19 protein-coding genes are annotated in these 20,535 nt (G+C 34.5%); 14 read left to right on the top strand and 5 right to left on the bottom strand.

Annotation, left to right across the window (positions count from 1 at the left end):
• Window positions 1-2 precede the first annotated feature (2 nt).
• The 5 genes from GIY83_RS15915 to dnaG all read left to right on the top strand — a co-directional run bounded on the left by GIY83_RS15915 (window position 3) and on the right by dnaG (window position 6,909).
• Window positions 3-1,919, top strand: coding sequence for a DUF2207 domain-containing protein (locus GIY83_RS15915; RefSeq protein WP_208682466.1), 1,917 nt, complete (start codon window positions 3-5; stop codon window positions 1,917-1,919).
• Window positions 1,920-2,240: 321 nt separating this feature from the next.
• Window positions 2,241-2,801 (top strand): RNA polymerase sigma factor, encoded by a 561-nt coding sequence (locus tag GIY83_RS15910; protein ID WP_194618781.1) that lies wholly within the window; start codon window positions 2,241-2,243, stop codon window positions 2,799-2,801.
• Window positions 2,788-3,504, top strand: coding sequence for a hypothetical protein (locus GIY83_RS15905; RefSeq protein ID WP_194618779.1), 717 nt, complete (start codon window positions 2,788-2,790; stop codon window positions 3,502-3,504). Before GIY83_RS15910 ends, GIY83_RS15905 begins: the two co-directional genes overlap by 14 nt.
• 167 nt (window positions 3,505-3,671) lie before the next feature.
• A complete protein-coding gene (locus tag GIY83_RS15900) occupies window positions 3,672-4,715 on the top strand; it encodes a hypothetical protein (RefSeq protein ID WP_208682465.1) in 1,044 nt (347 codons plus the stop codon).
• Between the two features lie 127 nt (window positions 4,716-4,842).
• Window positions 4,843-6,909, top strand: a complete 2,067-nt coding sequence (gene dnaG / locus GIY83_RS15895; RefSeq protein ID WP_194618775.1) for a DNA primase — start codon at window positions 4,843-4,845, stop codon at window positions 6,907-6,909.
• On the opposite strand, the gene GIY83_RS15890 is transcribed toward dnaG, so the two are convergent.
• Window positions 6,906-7,535, bottom strand: a complete 630-nt coding sequence (locus tag GIY83_RS15890; protein WP_026730588.1) for a response regulator transcription factor — start codon at window positions 7,533-7,535, stop codon at window positions 6,906-6,908. The two genes, dnaG and GIY83_RS15890, sit on opposite strands and share 4 nt — an antisense overlap.
• Window positions 7,536-7,628: 93 nt before the next feature.
• Entirely contained in the window at window positions 7,629-8,435 is an 807-nt protein-coding gene (nadE, locus tag GIY83_RS15885) for an NAD(+) synthase (protein WP_194618773.1), read from the bottom strand.
• A 99-nt stretch (window positions 8,436-8,534) separates the two neighbouring features.
• Between nadE and gldB the strand changes: the two genes are divergently transcribed.
• Window positions 8,535-9,494, top strand: coding sequence for a gliding motility lipoprotein GldB (gene gldB, locus GIY83_RS15880; protein WP_208682464.1), 960 nt, complete (start codon window positions 8,535-8,537; stop codon window positions 9,492-9,494).
• On the top strand, window positions 9,494-9,829 hold the full coding sequence (gldC, locus tag GIY83_RS15875; protein WP_065452158.1) for a gliding motility protein GldC: 336 nt from the start codon (window positions 9,494-9,496) through the stop codon (window positions 9,827-9,829). The genes gldB and gldC overlap by 1 nt, the downstream gene beginning before the upstream one ends.
• Before the next feature lie 187 nt (window positions 9,830-10,016).
• On the opposite strand, the gene GIY83_RS15870 is transcribed toward gldC, so the two are convergent.
• The 3 genes from GIY83_RS15870 to GIY83_RS15860 all read right to left on the bottom strand — a co-directional run bounded on the left by GIY83_RS15870 (window position 10,017) and on the right by GIY83_RS15860 (window position 12,272).
• A complete protein-coding gene (locus GIY83_RS15870) occupies window positions 10,017-10,646 on the bottom strand; it encodes a hypothetical protein (RefSeq protein ID WP_208682463.1) in 630 nt (209 codons plus the stop codon).
• Window positions 10,647-10,844: 198 nt separating this feature from the next.
• Window positions 10,845-11,465: a ribosome biogenesis GTP-binding protein YihA/YsxC gene (gene yihA / locus GIY83_RS15865; RefSeq protein ID WP_194618769.1), complete on the bottom strand. Its 621-nt coding sequence runs from the start codon at window positions 11,463-11,465 to the stop codon at window positions 10,845-10,847.
• 42 nt (window positions 11,466-11,507) lie between these two features.
• Complete coding sequence (locus tag GIY83_RS15860; RefSeq protein ID WP_065452161.1) at window positions 11,508-12,272, bottom strand: alpha/beta fold hydrolase; 765 nt, start codon at window positions 12,270-12,272, stop codon at window positions 11,508-11,510.
• A 378-nt stretch (window positions 12,273-12,650) separates the two neighbouring features.
• On the opposite strand from GIY83_RS15860, the gene mraZ reads away from it, so the two are divergent.
• The 7 genes from mraZ to murD all read left to right on the top strand — a co-directional run bounded on the left by mraZ (window position 12,651) and on the right by murD (window position 20,473).
• Entirely contained in the window at window positions 12,651-13,124 is a 474-nt protein-coding gene (gene mraZ / locus GIY83_RS15855; protein WP_065452162.1) for a division/cell wall cluster transcriptional repressor MraZ, read from the top strand.
• On the top strand, window positions 13,099-14,007 hold the full coding sequence (gene rsmH / locus GIY83_RS15850) for a 16S rRNA (cytosine(1402)-N(4))-methyltransferase RsmH (RefSeq protein ID WP_194618767.1): 909 nt from the start codon (window positions 13,099-13,101) through the stop codon (window positions 14,005-14,007). The genes mraZ and rsmH overlap by 26 nt, the downstream gene beginning before the upstream one ends.
• Window positions 14,008-14,023: 16 nt before the next feature.
• On the top strand, window positions 14,024-14,371 hold the full coding sequence (locus GIY83_RS15845) for an FtsL-like putative cell division protein (RefSeq protein WP_089054919.1): 348 nt from the start codon (window positions 14,024-14,026) through the stop codon (window positions 14,369-14,371).
• Window positions 14,362-16,371, top strand: coding sequence for a penicillin-binding protein (locus tag GIY83_RS15840; RefSeq protein WP_208682462.1), 2,010 nt, complete (start codon window positions 14,362-14,364; stop codon window positions 16,369-16,371). Before GIY83_RS15845 ends, GIY83_RS15840 begins: the two co-directional genes overlap by 10 nt.
• Entirely contained in the window at window positions 16,368-17,831 is a 1,464-nt protein-coding gene (locus tag GIY83_RS15835; RefSeq protein WP_208682460.1) for a UDP-N-acetylmuramoyl-L-alanyl-D-glutamate--2,6-diaminopimelate ligase, read from the top strand. Before GIY83_RS15840 ends, GIY83_RS15835 begins: the two co-directional genes overlap by 4 nt.
• 80 nt (window positions 17,832-17,911) lie before the next feature.
• Window positions 17,912-19,138, top strand: a complete 1,227-nt coding sequence (mraY, locus tag GIY83_RS15830) for a phospho-N-acetylmuramoyl-pentapeptide-transferase (protein WP_194618761.1) — start codon at window positions 17,912-17,914, stop codon at window positions 19,136-19,138.
• Complete coding sequence (gene murD / locus GIY83_RS15825) at window positions 19,139-20,473, top strand: UDP-N-acetylmuramoyl-L-alanine--D-glutamate ligase (RefSeq protein WP_194618759.1); 1,335 nt, start codon at window positions 19,139-19,141, stop codon at window positions 20,471-20,473.
• Window positions 20,474-20,535 lie beyond the last annotated feature (62 nt).

Raw genomic sequence — 20,535 nt, 5'->3', positions numbered from 1 at the left:
ATATGTCTCTAAAAAAAATATTATTTGTTCTGTTTTCTATAGTTTTCTTTCAGGCCCAGGCTCAGGAAAGAATCTTGAATTTTGACGTAAAAATTAAAATAGAAAAATCAGGTACTATCAATGTAACCGAAAATATTACAATAAATGCCGAAGGTAATGATTTCAGGCACGGTCTATTAAGAGTTTTGCCGTTAAGCAGACAAGATAAAGACGGTCATCAAATCGATGTGAAATACACGATAAACTCCATCAAAAAAGATGGTGCCAAAGAAAATTATTTTACCAAAGAAGAATCCGGTGACTGGAAAATCTATATAGGAAATAAAGATATCGATCTTGAAAGAGGTATATATGATTATCAAATTAGTTATACCGTTCCTTTTCAGATAGGATATTTTGATCAATCCGATGAGTTGTATTGGAATGTAACGGGAAATGGATGGAATTTACCTATCGATAAAGCAACCTGCGAAATCACTCTTCCGTCAGGTCATAAATTCGAAAATTTACATTGTTATACCGGATTATCTGGCTCTAAAGCATCAGATTGCATAAGTTCCTTAAAAACGGATCAAGCCATTGCCAGTTTTGCCACTGTAGAGCTTAAAAACTATGAAGGTTTAACGGTTGCTGCATCATTTCCTAAAGGAATTGTTGATCCGCCTACTTTTTTGCAGGAAGCAAGCTCATTTTATAAGCAAATAAAAGTAAACCTGTGGTCTGTTATTTACGGAATAGGAATGTCGCTTTTCTTCTTTTTTAGCTGGAAAAAATACGGCAAAGATCCTGTTAAGAAAACGTTGATGCCGGAATTTATGCCGCCTTTCGATTGGTCTCCTGCTATTATAGGATATGTATACGACAGAAAAATTACGAGTAAAACCTACATGGCATCTGTTATAAATGCTTCTGTAAAAGGTGCCATTAGAATTTTGTCTACGCTAGAAAATGGAGTTTTTAAAAACAAACATACCTATGAAATTGAGGTATTAAATACTCAATCGCAAAAATTAAGTACAGAAGAATCAGATATAGTAAGTGGTTTTACGAAAAAAGACAAAATAAAAGTAGTTGATTCTAACTATAAAATTTTTGAAAAAGCCTATTCTAAATGGCTTAAAACCGTAACCAAACAAATAAAACTAGAAGATTTTTATCAAAACAATACAGAAAAAAAATGGCTTGGTTTTGCCATTTTTCTAATTGTAGGACTCACTTATGAGTTGCTTTCTAATAATAGAGGATATATAAATTATGCTTTTTATGCAGGTCTGATCGTTGCAGTTGCAGGATTAACCTATTGGTTTACAAAAAAAGATATAGGAGTTGGTATGCTTGTTTTAAGAGGTATTCTGGCCTTCTTTATTTTACCCACGGCACTATTTATATTTTTTGTTACGATTCCTTTTTTAACCACGATACAAATGGTGGTTATTGGTATTGTTTTTCTGATGTATATTTTTTACGCAAGAACTTTAGGAAAGTATACACAAAAAGGCGCTGACGCATTACACAGATTAGAAGGTTTTAAACTCTATATGCAAACGGCTGAGAAAGACCGAATGAATATGTTGAATCCTCCGGAACTTACTCCGCAATTATTCGAAAAATTATTCCCGTATGCCATTGCATTGGGAGTCGAAATAGAGTGGGGAAAACAATTTGCAGAAATTTTAGAATTAGCCAAATATGATCCTGCGTGGTATCAGGGGCAGGATACGTTTTACATGCAGCCGGCAATGTTCTTATCCAGTTTTGGAAATTCCGTGAACAGCGCAGCAGTAAATCCTAATCCGCCTTCATCATCAGGAGGATCTTCGTCTAGTTCCAGCGGGGGCAGTGGAAGCTGGAGCAGCGGAAGTTCAGGCGGCGGAAGCTCCGGTGGAGGCGGTGGAGGCGGTGGAGGCGGCGGTTGGTAGAATTTACAAACCAGCAGTTGTCTTAAAAAATATCTTATTAAGGAAACCTTGTATTATTTATGATAGTACAAGGTTTTTTTATTTTCGATTGGGTCTGATTTAGATTATCTTGCCTGAGTGAAGAAAAAATAATGAGATAATCAGAAAATTTGTCAATTGGAAAATTGTTTTTAATTGCTTGTAAAACAGTGTTTTTTAGTGGTTTTTTGGAATTTGGAATTTATTTTTTTAATTTTTTTTCCTCTCCGTGCAACCATTTTAAAACTTAACTCGTCTATGCTAATAGAAGACTATTGCTAAACTAAAACCGAAAGCTTATTAATGAAAATTATCTCCTTACATCAAGATGAAACTGAAATTATAAAGTTGGCTGTCGAAAATAATCGACAAGCACAACAGCAAATTTATAGTCGGTTTTCTTCAAAAATGTTAAGTGTATGCCGACAGTATGTAAAAGACATTCAACTGGCAGAAGATGTAATGATAACGGCTTTTATGAAAGTGTTTACCAATTTAAACAAATTTGAACATAAAGGAAGTTTTGAGGGTTGGGTTCGTAGGATAATGGTTAACGAATGTATATCCTATTTAAGAGTTCAGAAAAAAGTAAAGTTTGTTGAGGATGAAGTTTATATCGAAGAAAGTTTTAATGCAACCCAGAGTCAGTTTTCAATAGATCAGATTCAGTTTTTAATAGACGCTTTACCGGACGGATATAAAATGGTTTTTAATTTATACGCCATAGAAGGATACAAACACAATGAAATTGCAAAGATGTTAGGAATTAATGAAGGAACATCAAAATCGCAATTATCGCATGCCAGAAAGATGCTGCAAACACAGATTAATATTTTAAAAAAACAAGATAATGGAACCGAATAATTTTGAAAAGGATTTCCGTGAAAAACTAAACCAACGTAAAATTGAACCAAGCCATAAAGCCTGGGATCGATTGGATGCCATGTTAAGTATTGCTGAAGAAAAAAAGCAGCCTAAAAACAAAAAACGATGGATGTACATCGCTGCCGGTATTGTTGGTTTTTTATTAGTGGGAACACTCTTTTTTAATCAGAAGAAAAGTGTGGTTGAAATGCCAAAAGATACTGTAGTGATCAAAGAAAATCTACAAAAAGATTCCGTTGTAAAACCAGCTTTAAAGGTAATCAATCCTGTAAAGGCAGCAGTTGCGGTTTCAGAAAAAACAGCAAATCAGAATTCAGTAAAAGAAGAAAAAAGTCTAAATGTACAACCAAATAAAATCCTTAAAACTAAATCAAATCAAATAGCGGAGTCTTCAATCATCATCAAAAATAATCAAGAAAAACAATCTGTCAATAATCAGTCTTTAGCTGTTGAAACTTCTAAAAAAGAAACAGTAGATCAATTATTACAATCGGCCGAAAAAACTATTGTTGCAGAGAACTCGGTAAAACCAAAATCAAAAGTAAAAATCAATGCTAATGATTTACTCCATCAGGTCGACGGCGAATTAGAGCTTTCGTTTAGAGAAAAAATGATTACAAAAGTCAATAAAAACTACCAAACGGTAAAAGTGGCCTTGGCGAATCGAAATCAACAAGAGTAAAAGAATATAGAATATAGAGTATAGATTTTTAGTTCCGGAGGAACGATCCCTATTGTAGCGTCGGGTTTTAACCCGATGGGGATAGAATATAGAATTCACAATTAATAATTAAATAATCATCATCAATCACAATCATCAATCAATTTTTAAAAAAAAATCAATCAATCATGAAAAATTTGACACTTTATCTCGTTGCCCTTATTTTTTTATTTGTTACTAAGGTACTGGGGCAGGAGACCTTTGAATCTAAAGCAAAAAAAATTGCGAATAAAATCGAGAAAATTACCAAAGACGAAAAAGCAGCTTTGAAAGAAGAAGTAGAAGTTGTGAACGTGCAATTGTCTGAAGGAAAAATTACCCAGGAACAAGCAGATAAGCGCAAAAAAGAATTGGCAGAAGCCAGAGCGAGAATTATTGAAGAAAAAGTAACAGTGGCACAAAACGAGCTTAATGATTTGGTTCAGCAAAAAGTAGACGGAAAAATCAAAGAAGATTCATTAAGCAAAAAATATAGTATTGTGTTTCATGTTAGAGACAGAGATCGGGATAAGTCTAAAGATTCAATTCATGGAGAAAAAAGAACAACCTCTCAATTTGTATTTGCCATGGGGTTGAATAATATGATGGTCGATGGCAAACTTCAGGACTCTAATTATAGTTTTATGGGTTCGCATTTCTATGAGTGGGGTTTTACCTACAACAGCAGATTAATGAAAAACGACAATTTATTGCATGCAAAATATGGACTTTCATTAATGTACAATAATATTCGCCCAACAGATAACAGGAGTTTTGTAGTAAATGGAGATCAAACGGTTCTGCAGACCAATGCTATAAATCTTGATGAATCCCGTTTTAGAAATGTTTATATAGTGTTGCCGCTGCATTTAGAATTCGATTTTTCTAAACCTCAGATAAGTAACGGCAAAACATATTTTAAAACCCATAGAAGTTTCCGTTTTGGGATTGGAGGTTATGCAGGAATTAATGTAAAATCGAAACAAATCCTAAAATTTGATCAGGATGATTTAGATTATAAAACAACAATAAAAGGAGAGTATAATGTAAATAATTTTATTTACGGACTGAGTTCTTATATCGGTTACAGAGAATTTAGTTTGTATGCAAAATATGATCTAAACCCACTGTTTGAGGATAATTTAGTGAAAGAAAATAATATTTCACTGGGTATAAGAGTTGATTTAAATTAAGAATGCAGTTTAATTAGTTAGTAGAAAGCACCTTGAAAAGAGGTGCTTTTTTTATGTTAAATCGCCAAATTTCAAGATTCATTTGTGTACTTTTACAGACTTCAAATTTTTAAAAATATTTTACGTTTTGATTTCACAAGCTACTATTGATTCTGTTTTTGAAACTGCTCGTGTAGAGGAGGTTATTGGTGATTATGTTAATTTAAAGCGTGCCGGGAGTAACTATAAAGGATTAAGTCCGTTCTCAGATGAGCGCTCTCCGTCGTTCATGGTTTCGCCTGCAAAAGGAATCTGGAAAGATTTTAGTACAGGAAAAGGAGGGAATTCTGTTAAATTTTTGATGGAGCATTCGCAATTTACCTATCCGGAAGCCATTCGATATCTGGCCAGAAAATACAATATTGAAATTGAAGAAACAGAACAAACAGATGCTGAAAAAGCAATGACGGATGTTCGCGAAAGTATGTACTTGGTTTCTGAATTTGCCAAAGACTATTTTAATAAAACACTTTTAAATTCAGAAGAAGGAAAAGCAATTGGACTCTCTTATTTTAAAGAAAGAGGTTTTACCAATGAAACCATCAAAAAGTTTAGTTTAGGATATTCACCGGAAACCTGGGACGCCCTGACCAAAGAAGCTTTGGGTAAAGGGTATAAACTGGAATTTCTGGAAAGTACCGGTCTAACCATTGCAAGGGAAGACCGTCCTTTTGACCGTTTCAAAGGTCGTGTGATGTTCCCCATAGAAAGTATGTCGGGCCGTGTTTTAGGTTTTGGAGGACGTATTTTAACCAATGATAAAAAAGCAGCGAAGTACCTGAACTCGCCAGAAAGTGATATTTACCATAAAAGTAAAGTACTTTATGGTATTTTTCAGGCCAAACAATCTATAGCCAAACAAAACAATTGTTATCTGGTTGAAGGTTATACCGATGTGATTCAGTTTCACCAGGCCGGAATCGAGAACGTTGTGGCTTCATCAGGAACTGCTTTAACGCCAGATCAGATTCGTTTGATCAATAGGTTAACAAGAAACATTACAGTGCTGTTTGACGGGGATGCTGCAGGATTACGAGCTTCTGTTCGAGGAATCGATTTGATTCTGGAAGAAGGAATGAACGTAAGGGTTTGTGCTTTTCCTGACGGAGAAGATCCCGATAGTTTTGCCCGAAAAAATTCGCATGATGATCTTGTTGCTTATTTGGAAGAAAACAGTAAAGATTTTATACAGTTTAAAGCGTCTCTCTTAATGAAAGAGGCCAAAAACGATCCTATAAAAAAAGCCGATTTGATTCGCGATATGGTCGTTAGTATTTCGAAAATTCCGGATCGTATTCAGCGTGAAATTTATACTCAGGAATGTGCCAGAATCATGGATATTTCTGAGCAGGTATTAGTGAGTACTTTGGCTCAGCTAATTCAAAAAGATCTTGCAGAAGTTAGTAAAAAGCAACAGAAGGAACAAAAACCGTTTGAAGTTTTTAGAAACCAAACTCCAAAACAAGGCAGTTTTTCAGGAGGAGATCCTGAAGATCCAAGAAATGGTCCTCCTGAAGATTATTATCCGGGAGAGCCTGGATATCCGGTAGCAGAACCTGCAGAAAAAGTAGATATTTTGTATCGTTTAGAACGAAAAGTAATTGAGATTTTATTGCTTTACGGAGATAAGACAGAAGAATTTGAAGATGTACTTTTAAAAAATAACGATGAAGGTGAAGTTGTAATGGTCTCTGAAATGAGAGCTTACAAAGTATACCAGCGTATTTATCTGAGTTTGCAGGAAGATGAGGTAGAGCTTTCTAATAATTTGTTCCGCGATATTTTTACAGACCTAATTGGTTTTTATAACCAACATGAAAAATTTAGTCTCGAACAGTATTTAATGCGTTTGCAGCCTGATTTTGCTCAGGAAGTTACCGATATTTTAATGGAAGATGAAAGGCTGACGCTTCACGATTGGGAAGGGCAGAATATTTTCTCGAAAATGAAACACGAAACGATAGCGCAATACGTTACAGAAACCATTATGTCTATGCGTTGGTTTTTGGTGGGTAAAATCATCGAGGAATTAAAAAGCTCTATACAACCTGATAATTCAGATAATACAGAGCTTTTGTCTATGGTTGTCGATTACTCAAAATTAGTTAATGCATTCTCGAAAAAACTAGGAAGAGTAATGTCGAGGTACCATTAAATAATTTCTAAAGTCTTCGCTTTGTTAACTAAGTCAACTAAATTAGTAACATTTAATTTAGTCAATAATCTTAATTTGTAAGTACTGATCGTTTTTTCGTTCAGGTTTAAGATTTTAGAGATTTCATTGTTTTTCTTACCATCACTTAAGTAACGTAAAACTTCGATCTCACGATTGGAAAGTTTTCTGTACAAACGCTCGCTTTTGCTTTGTTTAGCAATAAGAGCCATGTTTTTACGTACAGTTTCGTTGATGATAATTTTTCCTTCGTGTACTTTAATAATAGAAAGACCTAAAGTTTCAAGTTTTTCTGTTTTGTGCACATACCCGGAAACTCCTGCTTTAATTGCATTTGGAGCATACATTTGTTCAGCGAGGTCACTAAAAATTACAATTTTTGTTTTTGGGAAATTTTTCAAAATCGACTTCACTTCGAAGATGCTCGAGAGGCCTTCCAGCTCTAAGTCGAGGATTAGGATGTCAATTTCCTTCGTTTGAAGGATATCTCTAACCATTGAAAAATTGCCTACGTTGGCAACAATTGAAATTTGATCGTGGTCTTTAAAATAAGACTTAACGCCAAAGTGAGTCACAGGATGATTGTCTGCAAGACATACTTTAATCATAATTTTTACCTTTTTTAGAATTGTTCATGTTTTTGGAACTGTAAAATTAATAAATAAATTCTGTAATTAATTGCAGACAAATGTTAAAATGTTTTATTTTAACGTTTTTGGTATTATACAAACTGGAATTGGATCCATTTTATGCTTGTTGCTGGTGTTTAAACGTTTATAAATTTCAAAGACAGATTTTTCTCTCCCAATGAAGTCAGCTGGCGTTTTTCCTGACTCCGCGGCTAACATCGCCCATTCAAGTTCGTCGTAACTTGCGCCCAATTGATCTTCATCAGTACGATTATCACCAAATAATCCATCGGTTGGTGCGGCTGTTAAAATTGACTCGGGAATCGTTAAAAATTCTCCAAGAGCATAAACATCTGACTTCATTAAGTCGGCAATTGGACTTAAATCAACTCCACCGTCTCCATATTTAGTATAAAATCCTACACCAAAATCTTCTACTTTGTTTCCAGTGCCTGCTACTAAAAGCCCATGAATTCCGGCTAAATAATATAAAGAGGTCATTCTCAGACGTGCACGAGTGTTTGCTAAGGATAAATTAACTTTTGTTGAATCTTTTGTAGTAGGCACAGCGCTCTTAAAAGCTTCAAAAGTGTCAGTTAAATCTGTTTTTACATCCAAAACGTTAGGAAAACGCTTTTTTAATTGGTCAATATGTTCTCTTCCTCTTAAAACTTGATTTGGCGCCTGATGAATTGGCATTTCTACGCATAAAACCTGTAAACCCGTCTGAGCGCACAGGGTAGAAGTTACCGCAGAGTCAACTCCGCCTGAGATTCCAATTACAAATCCGTTTGCTTTTGCATTGTTAGCATAATTTTTTAGCCACTCTACAATGTGGATATTTACTTTTTCTGTCTGAATGGTACTTTTTTTAGCCATAATAGTTCAAGTTTTAAGATACAGGGATGTATATTTGCAGAATTATTTTTAAGTATACATTTACTTAAAATCCAGCAACACAAATCTAATTAAAATAAAATGAAAATTTATCGCTTTGTAGTGGTTCTGTGCTTGTTTTTTTTGTCCTGTGAGCAAAAAACCAAAGTAGAAAAAGCAGTCGAAGAAATCCCGGTTGATATAAAGGTAGAACGTTTTGATAAAGTGTTTTTTGAAACAAAACCGGAAGATTTGGAGAAAGTAAAAAAACAATATCCTTTCTTTTTTCCGGCAGGTAATGATGATACTATCTGGCTTAAAAAAATGCAGGATCCTTTATGGAGAGAAGTATATACTGAAGTGCAAAAAAAATACGCCAATTTTGAACCTGTCCGTCAGGAATTTAATAAGTTGTTTCAGCACGTAAAATACTATTTTCCAAAAACTAAAACTCCTAAAGTAATTACCGTAATTGGAGAAATGGATTATAATGCTAAAGCGATTTATGCTGATAGTCTTGTTATTGTTGCTTTAGAACTTTATTTAGGTAAAGAACATAAGTTCTATGAGTTCCCAAATTATCTAAAACAGAATTTTGAGGAAAGACAAATTATGCCGGATGTGGTGTCTAGTTTTGCTTTTAGAAACATTCCTGCCTTTCCGGATAAAAATTTAGTTTCGCAAATGATCTTTGAAGGAAAGCAATTGTATGCAAAAGATTTGCTTTTACCTGAATATACAGATGCTGAAAAAATTGGTTATACTCCGGAACAAATAAAATGGAGTCAGGAAAATGAAGCCTATATGTGGCGCTTTTTTATCGAAAGTGAGATGTTGTATAGCGAGGATCCAAAATTAAATACCCGATTTATTGCGCCTGCTCCGTTTTCTAAATTTTATTTAGAAATCGACAATGATTCTCCAGGACGAATTGGTGCATGGCTCGGATGGCAAATGGTACGATCTTATATGAAGAATAATACGAATGTTACCTTGCCGGAATTATTAAAAACAAATGCAAAAGAAATTTTTGAACAGTCAAAATATAAACCTAAGAAATAATGTCAGATACAATAAACTCAGAGATTAAATTCAATATAGAATTAGACGAAAACCGCGTGCCGGAAAAATTAACCTGGAGTGCGCAGGACGGTGGGGTGCAGGCAGAAGAAGCAAAAGCTATTATGTTGTCTATTTGGGACAGTAAAGCCAAAGAAACGATGCGTATTGATCTTTGGACAAAAGATATGCCGGTAGATGAAATGAAAATTTTCTTTCACCAAACATTAGTAGCCATGTCAGATACTTTTAAACGTGCTACAGACGACGAGAAAATGTCAGACACAATGAAAGATTTCTGTGATTATTTTGCAGAGAAACTCGAACTAGCAAAATAGTTAAATCCCAATTTTTAAAATTCCAAATTCCAATATTGGAAAGAAATTTTAAAAAATATAAAAAATCCCAAATTCCAATTGTAAGGTTGGAATTTGGGATTTTGCTTTTGAAATTTTATTTAAATTGTTGCGTCATCTTGAGTGAAGTCGAAGGTTTGGAATTTGGAATTAAAAAAAAGGAATTTCTTTACTTAACAGATCTTTTATCTAAATCTTTAAATATTCGTTTTAAAGCACCTTCTACTAATTGATCGGTGTTTTTATAAAGCATAATGTTGTCTACAAGTTTACCTGATTTTTGGGTGTTTCCGTTCGGTGGATCGGTTACTTTTGAAGTAGTTCCAATTACATTTTGAGAATAAATAATCTGTTGTAAATTTAGATCGTAAATTTCGACAATTACAGATCCTTCGTTTCTTCCTCGGTCGTAGTTATTTTGATAAAGTTCTAGAGAAGAAAAATCGCTTTTGTTTTTTCTGGTCGAAATATTAATGAAGAAATCAAAACCCGTTCCGTCTTTTAGTTCCTTCAGTTTTGTTTTGCCTGGGTTTAAACTAATTTTTTGGGTAACAAGTAATCCTTTAACATCGTGAATGTAAAATAATCTTTCGCCTAAATGTTTTTTAAAATACTGTAAGGACTTTTCGGTTAGTCTGTCTTTAGAGCTGCTCGGGCAATCGAGCTCGTTTAAAAGCCATTTCCCAGAGGTGAAATCAACTCCTGTTCGTTGTCCTGTAGCAAATGTGTAGGATGCTGTGGTACATGATGAAAAGCAAAACGATATAAAAATAAAAAAGAGAAGCGTAGTATTTTTCATGAATTACAAATTGATTCGTTTCAAATGTAATAGAAAATATGTTGTCTTTGAGTTTGCTGTAAAATATCTTTAAAGGGTTTGACTACGAATAAAAAAAATCCAAATTCCAATTTTAAACTGGAATTTGGATTTTTTTATATTCTTTAGAATTCCCTTCCAATATTGGAATTTGGGATTTAAAATTTGGAATTTATTTTTTTAAAATTGCGAGTTGTTTTTAAAAACTTCCTGATTTACTTCATCAATGTAGCTTAAAACATCATCTTTTCCTGTTTGTTCTGTCGCAGAAGTCACAAAATAATGAGGCATTTCTTCCCAGTTATTGGCAAACATTTGTTTTTTGTAAGCAGCAATGTGCGAATCGATTTTTACTTTACTGATTTTATCAGCTTTAGTAAAAATAATACAAAACGGAATTTCGCTTTCGCCCATATACGACATAAATTCGATGTCGATGTTTTGAGCTTCATGGCGAATATCAATCAAAACAAAAGCGCAAACTAATTGTTCTCTGGTTTCAAAATAATCTGTAATGAATTGCTGGAAAACCGATTTTGTTTTTTTAGATACTTTAGCATAACCGTAACCAGGTAAATCGACTAAAAACCAATTATTGTTAATCTTAAAGTGATTAATCAATTGAGTTTTTCCGGGTCTTCCTGAAGTTTTTGCTAAATTTTTATGATTGGTAAGCATATTGATCAACGAAGATTTCCCCACGTTTGATCTTCCGATAAAAGCATATTCCGGCAAAAAATCCTGCGGACATTTTGCAACTTCAGAATTACTGATAATAAATTCGGCGGTATTAATTTTCATGTTTTTTGTGTTTAAGACCTCCTTAAAGTCGAAAGTTAGGTGCTATAAATTGGTTTTAACGAGCCATTCTTCAAGAATTGTGTTGAATTCCTGAGGATGTTCCATCATAGCAGCGTGTCCACATTTGTCTATCCAATACAAAGTTGAATTAGGCAATAGTTTGTCAAATTCTTCGGCCACATTCGGCGGAGTTACAGCGTCATTTTTACCCCAAATAATACAGGTTTCAACTGTCATTTTTGGTAAATCTTTGGCCATATTATGACGAATTGCGCTTTTGGCAATCGTTAGGGTTTTGATCAGTTTGATACGATCATTAACCGTTGCATAAACTTCATCTATTAGTTCCGGAGTTGCAATTTTAGGATCGTAAAATACATCTTCAGCTTTCTTTTTGATGTATTCGTAATCGCCTCTTTTAGGGTAGCTGTCTCCCATTGCGCTTTCGTAAAGACCAGAACTTCCGGTAATTACAAGTCCTGCAACTTTTTCAGGATATAGTTTTGTGTGATAAAGTGCGATGTGACCTCCTAATGAGTTGCCTAGTAAAATGACCTTATCATAACCTTTAAAAGTGATAAAATCTTTAACGTATTTAGCAAAGCTTTTTACGTTCGTTTTTAAAATACTCTGAGTATATATTGGCAAATCCGGGATAACAACTTTGTATCCTTTCGTTGGGAAATATTCTGCTACAGCATCAAAGTTACTAAGGCCTCCCATTAAGCCATGTAAAATAACGATAGGAGTTCCTTCTCCAGCTTCATAATAGCTGTATTTGCCTTCTTTTTTGTAGTGTTTGTCCATTTAATTTAATGCCAATTTCAATTGGGACAAATATAGGGTTTAATAAATAAAAATGAATTTTTGCCACCGTTTTTTAACTAGATAATTTTAGTAGAACTTGTAAGTGGTTAAAAATCAGCTTTTATAGGTGTTTTTGGTGTGTTTCCTAAATGTTAAGAAAACTGCATTATAACTAATTTTTTAAGAAATATTATGCATTATTTTTTTGATGTCGAAGTGTTATTGAGTTTTCGTTAATTATAAGTTAAAGTATTGATTGTCCATAAATTAAGGATAGTGGTAAGAAAGTGGTTAAACTTATTAACAAAGTGGTATATTGTGGTAAAATGTGGTAATATTTTTTATATTTTTGCTGTATAACATATCAATGTATTTTTCTTGAACACAATTGTTGGAACATATGAGTGTAAAGTCGATGCTAAAGGGAGGTTAATGATGCCTGCGCCCTTAAAAAAGCAATTGGCTTCTTCTCTTCAGGACGGGTTCGTTTTGAAGCGCTCTGTTTTTCAGCCGTGTTTAGAATTGTATCCAATGGATGAATGGAACTTGATGATGCAGAAAATCAACAAGCTGAATCGTTTTGTAAAAAAGAACAATGATTTCATTCGAAGATTTACTGCCGGTGTTAAAATGGTAGAGATTGATGCATTGGGAAGGTTATTGGTTCCAAAGGATTTGGTAGCTTTTTCAAGTATTTCTAAAGATGTGGTTTTTTCATCTGCGGTTAATATTGTGGAGATTTGGGATAAAGATTTATATGAAAAATCAATAAGCGGCGAAGATATGGATTTTGCAGATTTAGCCGAAGAAGTAATGGGAAATATTAATGACGACGACAATGGAATATCATAATCCGGTTTTGCTTCATCCTACAGTTGATGGTTTAAATATTAAACCAGATGGCATTTATGTAGATGTAACGTTTGGTGGCGGTGGTCATTCAAAAGAAATTTTGAGACGATTAGGGCCAAACGGAAAATTATTTGCTTTTGATCAGGATGAAGATGCTCTAGCAAATGCGCTGCCAGACGAACGGTTTACCTTGATTAATGAGAACTTTAGATTTATAAAAAGATTTTTACGTTTTCACGGAGTTAAAAGTGTAGATGGGATTTTGGCTGATTTAGGTGTTTCATCGCATCAGTTTGATGTTCCAGAAAGAGGATTCTCGACAAGATTTGATGCTGAACTCGATATGCGGATGAGTCAAAAAAATGATTTAAGTGCTTATCGTGTGGTTAACGAATATGAAGAACAGGATTTACGTCGTGTTTTTTTTGATTATGGGGAGTTGAAGAATGCACCACTTTTGGCCAGAACAATTGTAGAGGCCAGAGAGCATTACCCAATTAAAACAACAGACGAACTGAAAGATGTTTTGGCGAAATTTTTACCTGAACGAATTCGAAATAAAGTATTGGCTCAGATTTATCAGGCGATTCGAATTGAAGTAAACCAGGAAATGGATGTTTTAAAAGAATTTATCGAGCAATCTCTTGAAATTCTTAATCCGGGCGGAAGATTCTCAGTAATCTCATATCATTCTCTTGAAGACAGACTGGTAAAAAGATTTATTAAAAACGGAATGTTTGAAGGAGAACCGGAACGCGATTTTTTTGGAAATTTTTCTGTTCCTTATAAAACAATAGGAAAATTAATTGTTCCCGATGATGCTGAGATCAAAATCAACAATAGAGCAAGAAGTGCAAAATTAAGAATTGCCGAGAAGATATAATATATATAGGTAGAAAATGAAAAGTGGAGTATTTGGCATATTAAAAGCAAGATTTCTGTTAAACGATGACGCGGTGAAGAACTGGAGGTTCATTGTTTTTATCATTCTGCTTGCTATACTGATGATTGCCAATACACAACGATACGAACAAAAGGTTTTTGAAATAGCAAAACTAAACAATGAAGTAAAAGAATTACGATCTGAATTTGTAGATCGTCGTTCAGAATTAATGAAGTTGAAGATGGAATCAACGATATCGGATAAAATGCTTGAAAAACAAATTTTCCCGTCAACGGTTCCTCCGGTTAAGATAGAAGTAAAAAAAGAAGAAGAAAAAAGTTTCTTTAAAAGAATATGGCAGTAGACGATAAACATATATCCTACAGAATTTACCTCGTAGCAGTTTTCATCTTTGTGATGGCAATTGCTATTGTTGTTAAGTTAACCAATATTCAATGGGTTGAAGGAGACTATTATAGAAAACTCGCCAAACAGCGAACGGTTAGAAATTTTGTAATTCCGGCAAACAAAGGAAATATTTATTCTGCTGACGGAAGTTTACTGGCAACATCGATCCCTAATTATGAGATTCGATTTGATGCTAAAGCGCCAAAAACAGAAACTTTCGAAAAATATGTAAAATCGTTATCAGATTCATTGTCCACAGTTTTAGGCAAACCCGGAAGTTATTTCGAAAAAGAATTACGAAAAGCCCGAGCCAATAAAAATCGTTATTATTTGATTGCCCGTAAGTTGAGTTATACTGAATATGTGAAAATAAAGGGATTTCCATTATTCAATTTAGGAGCGTTCAAAGGAGGGATTATAATTGAGCAGGAAACGGTAAGAAAACATCCGATAGGTAAAATTGCTGAAAGAACTATTGGTTATGATAAAATTGATCCCGCAACTGGAGTAGAAGTGGGCAAAGGAATCGAGTGGGCTTTTAAAAATTATCTGAACGGAAAAGACGGTAAGATTTTAAAGCAAAAAATTGCAAAAGGACAATGGAAACCGATTCGTGATATCAATGAAGTCGATCCTATAGATGGTTATGATGTGATCTCGACAATCGATGTTTTTATTCAGGATATTGCACACCACGCTTTGTTGAAACAATTAGAAGAATATGAAGCGGATCACGGTTGTGTAGTGGTTATGGAAACTGAAACAGGTCATGTAAAAGCAATTTCGAATCTGGGAAGAGCAGAAGACGGGACGTATTATGAAACTACCAATTATGCTGTAGCAGAATCTCATGAGCCGGGATCTACTTTTAAATTAGTTGATTTAATGGCGATTTTAGATGATAAAGTTGCAGATACAAGTACGGTTTACGATAGTCACAACGGACAAGTTAAATATTACGGACGTTCTGTTACTGATTCGCACAGAGGTGGTTACGGAAAGGTTACATTGGCGCGTGGTTTTGAACTTTCATCCAATACGGTAATGGTTCAGGCGGTTTATGAAGCTTATAAAAATAATCCATCCAAGTTTGTGAATCACATTAAAAGTTATGGATTAGATAAACCATTAGGATTGCATTTTAAAGGAGAAGGAAGACCTTATATACCACAACCTGGCGACAAACACTGGTCAGGTGTTTCACTTCCGTGGATGGCATTTGGATACGGAGTTTCGGTTACGCCTATGCAGACCTTGGCTTTTTATAATTCAGTAGCCAATAATGGGGTAATGGTAAAACCTCAATTTGTATCAGAAATTAAAGAGTGGAATAAAACCATCAAAAAGTTTGATGTTGAAGTGATAAACCCAAGTGTTTGTTCACCGGAAACCATTAAAAAACTAAAAGCAGTTTTAGCCAATGTGGTTAAAAAAGGAACAGGATCAAAACTGTATTCGAAAGATTTTTCGATGGCGGGTAAAACAGGAACGGCTCAGGTAAATTACGGAGGAAAAGAAGGAAAATCGGCGTTGTATTACGCGTCTTCTTTTGTGGGGTATTTTCCGGCAGATCATCCTAAATATTCTTGTATTGTAGTGGTTCATAAACCTAATACATCAAAGAATAATTATTACGGAGCAGACGTTGCAGGGCCGGTTTTTAAAAGAATCGCCCAAAAAATATTTACAGACGCACCTTCTACCAATAAAATAAAAAAACTGGATTCAAGGATTCCAAAACAAGAAGACAGTTATAATAAATATACGGCAGAGGCGAATAAAAAATTAAATCAAATTCCGGATTTAAAAGGAATGCCGGGAATGGATGCTATTGCTTTACTGGAAAATTTAGGTTTGAAAGTAAAAGTAAACGGAGTAGGAAAAGTAAAAAAACAGTCTTTGCAGGCTGGACAAAATATTAGTAAAAACACAACAATAGTATTAGAATTATCGTGAAAATACTGAAAGACATATTATATAAAGTAGCTATTGAGTCTGTAACAGGTTCGACAGAAATCGATATACATAAAATTGATTTTGATTCAAGAAAAATTGAAGAGAAAGATGTTTTTGTAGCGATTCGCGGATCACTTTCTGATGGTCATGATTATATAGAAAAAGCGATTCAATTAGGCGCAGTTGCGATCATTTGCGATACGTTGCCCGAGCATGTCGAAAAAGGAATCACTTATATTAAAGTAAAAGATACCAATACCGCTTTGGCTTTTATGGCGGCTAATTATTTTGGAAATCCTTCTGAAAAGTTAAAATTAGTTGGCGTTACTGGTACAAACGGAAAAACTACAATTGCTTCATTATTGTTTCAATTGTTTCAAAAAGCAGGTTTTAAAGTTGGTTTATTATCAACGGTAAAAATCATGGTTGATGAGGCTGAATATAAAGCAACACATACAACGCCGGATTCAATTACAATTAATCATTTTTTAAACGAAATGATCCAAGCAGGTGTAACGCATTGTTTTATGGAAGTGAGTTCACACGGAATTCATCAAAAACGCACAGAGGCTTTGCATTTTGTTGGAGGAGTTTTCACGAATTTGTCGCACGATCATTTGGATTATCATCCAACTTTTGCAGAATACAGAGATGTAAAAAAGTCATTTTTTGATTCGTTGCCCAAAACAGCTTTTGCTTTATCTAACATCGATGATAAAAACGGACCTGTGATGTTGCAAAACACCTTGGCCAGAAAATTTACATACGCCTTAAAATCGTATGCCGATTTTAAAGCTACAATATTAGAAAGCCAATTGTCGGGTTTATTATTAAAAGTAAATGACAATGAAGTTTGGGTAAAACTAATTGGAACTTTTAATGCTTACAACGTTTTGGCAATTTACGGAACCGCTGTAGAATTAGGAATGGATAGTCTCGAAGCATTACGATTACTGTCTGATTTGGAGAGTGTTTCAGGACGTTTTCAATACATTGTTTCAGAAGGAAATATTACAGCAATTGTAGATTATGCACATACTCCGGATGCTCTGGATAATGTTCTAAAAACGATAGGTGATATCCGTACTAAAAACGAACAGCTAATTACAGTTGTGGGTTGCGGCGGAAACAGAGACAAGACGAAAAGACCAATTATGGCCAAAATTGCTACAGATCTTAGTGATAAAGCAATTTTAACTTCTGATAATCCAAGAAACGAAGATCCTGAAGTGATTCTGGATGAAATGGAAAGAGGTGTTGAAGCTCATAATTATAAAAAATTATTGAGAATTACCGACCGAAAACAGGCTATAAAAACGGCTTGTCAATTGGCTCAGCCAAATGATATTATTTTAATTGCCGGTAAAGGTCATGAAACCTATCAGGAAATAAATGGTGTTCGTCATCATTTTGATGATATGGAAACAGTAAAAGAAATTTTAAATCAACTAAATAAATAATAATCAATTTTAATTCTAAAATGCCACACATTAAAATTGGAGTTTGGAATATCAAGATTGGAATTTAAAATAAAAGATATATGCTATACTATTTATTTGAATACTTGAGAAAAACATTAGACATGCCGGGGGCGGGGGTTTTTCAGTACATCACTTTTAGGTCAGCTTTAGCATTTATGCTTTCGTTACTATTATCAACAATTTACGGAAAAAGAATTATCAATTTTTTACGTAGTCAACAAGTTGGTGAAACAGTTCGTGAGCTTGGACTTGCCGGTCAGAATGAAAAAGCAGGAACGCCAACAATGGGAGGTCTGATTATCATTTTTGCCACTCTTGTGCCAGTGTTGTTGTTTGCTCGTTTGCAAAACATCTATATCGTATTGCTTATTGTGACCACATTATGGATGGGAACAATTGGTTTTGTGGATGATTATATCAAGATATTCAAAAAAGATAAGCAAGGTCTTAAGGGAATTTTTAAAGTTATTGGCCAGGTAGGTTTAGGACTTATTGTAGGAACAGTACTTTATTTTAATCCTGCAGTTACCGTTAGAACAGATACAGGTTATAATGGAGGAGTAAAAGCATCTTCTTCGATAGTTATGCCTGCACAAATTGAAGAAAAATCGACAGCAACGACGATTCCTTTTGTGAAAAACAACGAATTTGATTATGCTGAATTGCTTGCCTGGACAGGTGAAGGATACGAAAAATGGGCCTGGTTGATTTTTATTCCGGTTGTTATTTTTATTATAACTGCCGTTTCAAACGGAGCAAATCTAACTGATGGAATTGATGGTCTTGCTGCAGGAACTTCGGCAATATCGGTACTCGCGCTCGGGATATTCACATTTGTATCGGGAAATATTATTTTTTCTAATTATCTCAATATTATGTATATCCCCAATTCCGGTGAGATGACCGTCTTTATATCGGCTTTTGTGGGGGCGTTGATTGGTTTTCTCTGGTACAATTCCTATCCCGCATCCGTTTTTATGGGAGATACAGGTAGTTTGACTATTGGAGGAATTATAGCAGTTTTGGCAATTGCAGTTCGTAAAGAAATATTGATTGTTTTATTCTGTGGAATTTTCCTTGCAGAAAGTGCTTCGGTAATTATTCAGGTAGCTTATTTTAAATATACAAAAAGACGTTTTGGCGAAGGCCGAAGAATTTTTCTGATGTCACCGTTGCATCACCATTATCAAAAGAAAGGATACCATGAGAGTAAAATTGTAACTCGTTTTTGGATTGTTGCCATCATGTTAGCCATATTATCAATTGTTACTTTAAAATTAAGATAGATGAAGAGATTGGTAGTACTTGGTGGAGGAGAAAGTGGTGTTGGAACCGCTATTCTCGGAAAGAAACAAGGATACGAAGTTTTTGTATCAGATTTTGGAAAAATAAAAGAGAGCTATAAAGAAGTTCTTATCATTAATAAAATTGCTTGGGAAGAAGAAAAACATACCGAAGACCTGATTTTAAATGCCGAGGTGGTAATGAAAAGTCCGGGAATTCCAGAGAAATCTCCCATAGTACAAAAACTGATCGCTGCCGGAATTAAGGTGATTTCAGAAATTGAGTTCGCTAAACCATTTACAGAAGCATTGACTATCGGGATTACAGGTAGTAACGGTAAAACTACCACAACGATGTTAACACATCACTTGTTGAAATCAGCAGGTTTAAATGTTGGTTTAGGAGGAAACATCGGAAAGAGTTTTGCCTGGCAGGTAGCCGAAAATAAGTACGATGCCTATGTGCTTGAACTTAGTAGTTTTCAGCTCGACGGAATTATAGATTACAGGCCGGATATTGCCATTATTACAAATATTAGTCCGGATCATTTAGACCGGTATGAATATAAATATCAAAATTACATCGATTCTAAGTTTCGAATAACAATGAATCAGACCGAGAGCGATTATCTTATTTACGATGCAGATGATCAGGCAATTGCAGAATGGTTAAAAAACAACAAAACAAAAGCAAAATTAATTCCTTTTTCATTGACTGAAAAATTTGATGAAGGGGCTTCTATAAATAACAACAAAATGGAAATAAAGATCAACCAAGAAGAGTTTACAATGGAAACAGAATACATTGCGTTAGAAGGAAAACATAACATGAAAAACGCAATGGCAGCAAGCTCTGTAGCGAAATTGATGCAAATTAGAAATGCAACAATCCGCGAAAGTTTATCTAATTTTCAAGGTGTTGAACACCGTTTAGAAAAAGTTCTAAAAATTCAGAATGTGCAATACATCAACGATTCGAAAGCAACCAATGTAAACGCTACTTTCTTTGCCTTAGACAGCATGAATGTGCCAACTGTTTGGATTGTTGGAGGTGTTGATAAAGGAAACGATTACAACGAATTGATGTCATTGGTTCGTGAAAAAGTAAAGGCTATTATTTGCCTTGGAGTTGATAATCATAAAATCATCAATGCTTTTGGAAATGTAGTAGATATCATGGTCGAAGTAAATAATATGAACGATGCGGTGAAAACAGCGCAACGTCTAACAGAAAAAGGTGATGCAGTTTTATTGTCTCCAGCCTGCGCAAGTTTCGATTTATTCGAAAATTACGAAGACAGAGGAAAGCAGTTTAAGCAAGCCGTTCATAACTTGTAAAAAATAGTTTCAAGTTTCAGGTTTCACGTTGTGTGGGAATCTGAAACCTGAAACAAGAAAAA

It is taken from the genome of Flavobacterium sp. SLB02 (assembly GCF_009664855.1).
Taxonomy (GTDB): Bacteria; Bacteroidota; Bacteroidia; order Flavobacteriales; family Flavobacteriaceae; genus Flavobacterium.
Note: the sequence above shows the minus strand (reverse complement) of the source record. Positions and strands in the feature narration are given on the sequence as shown.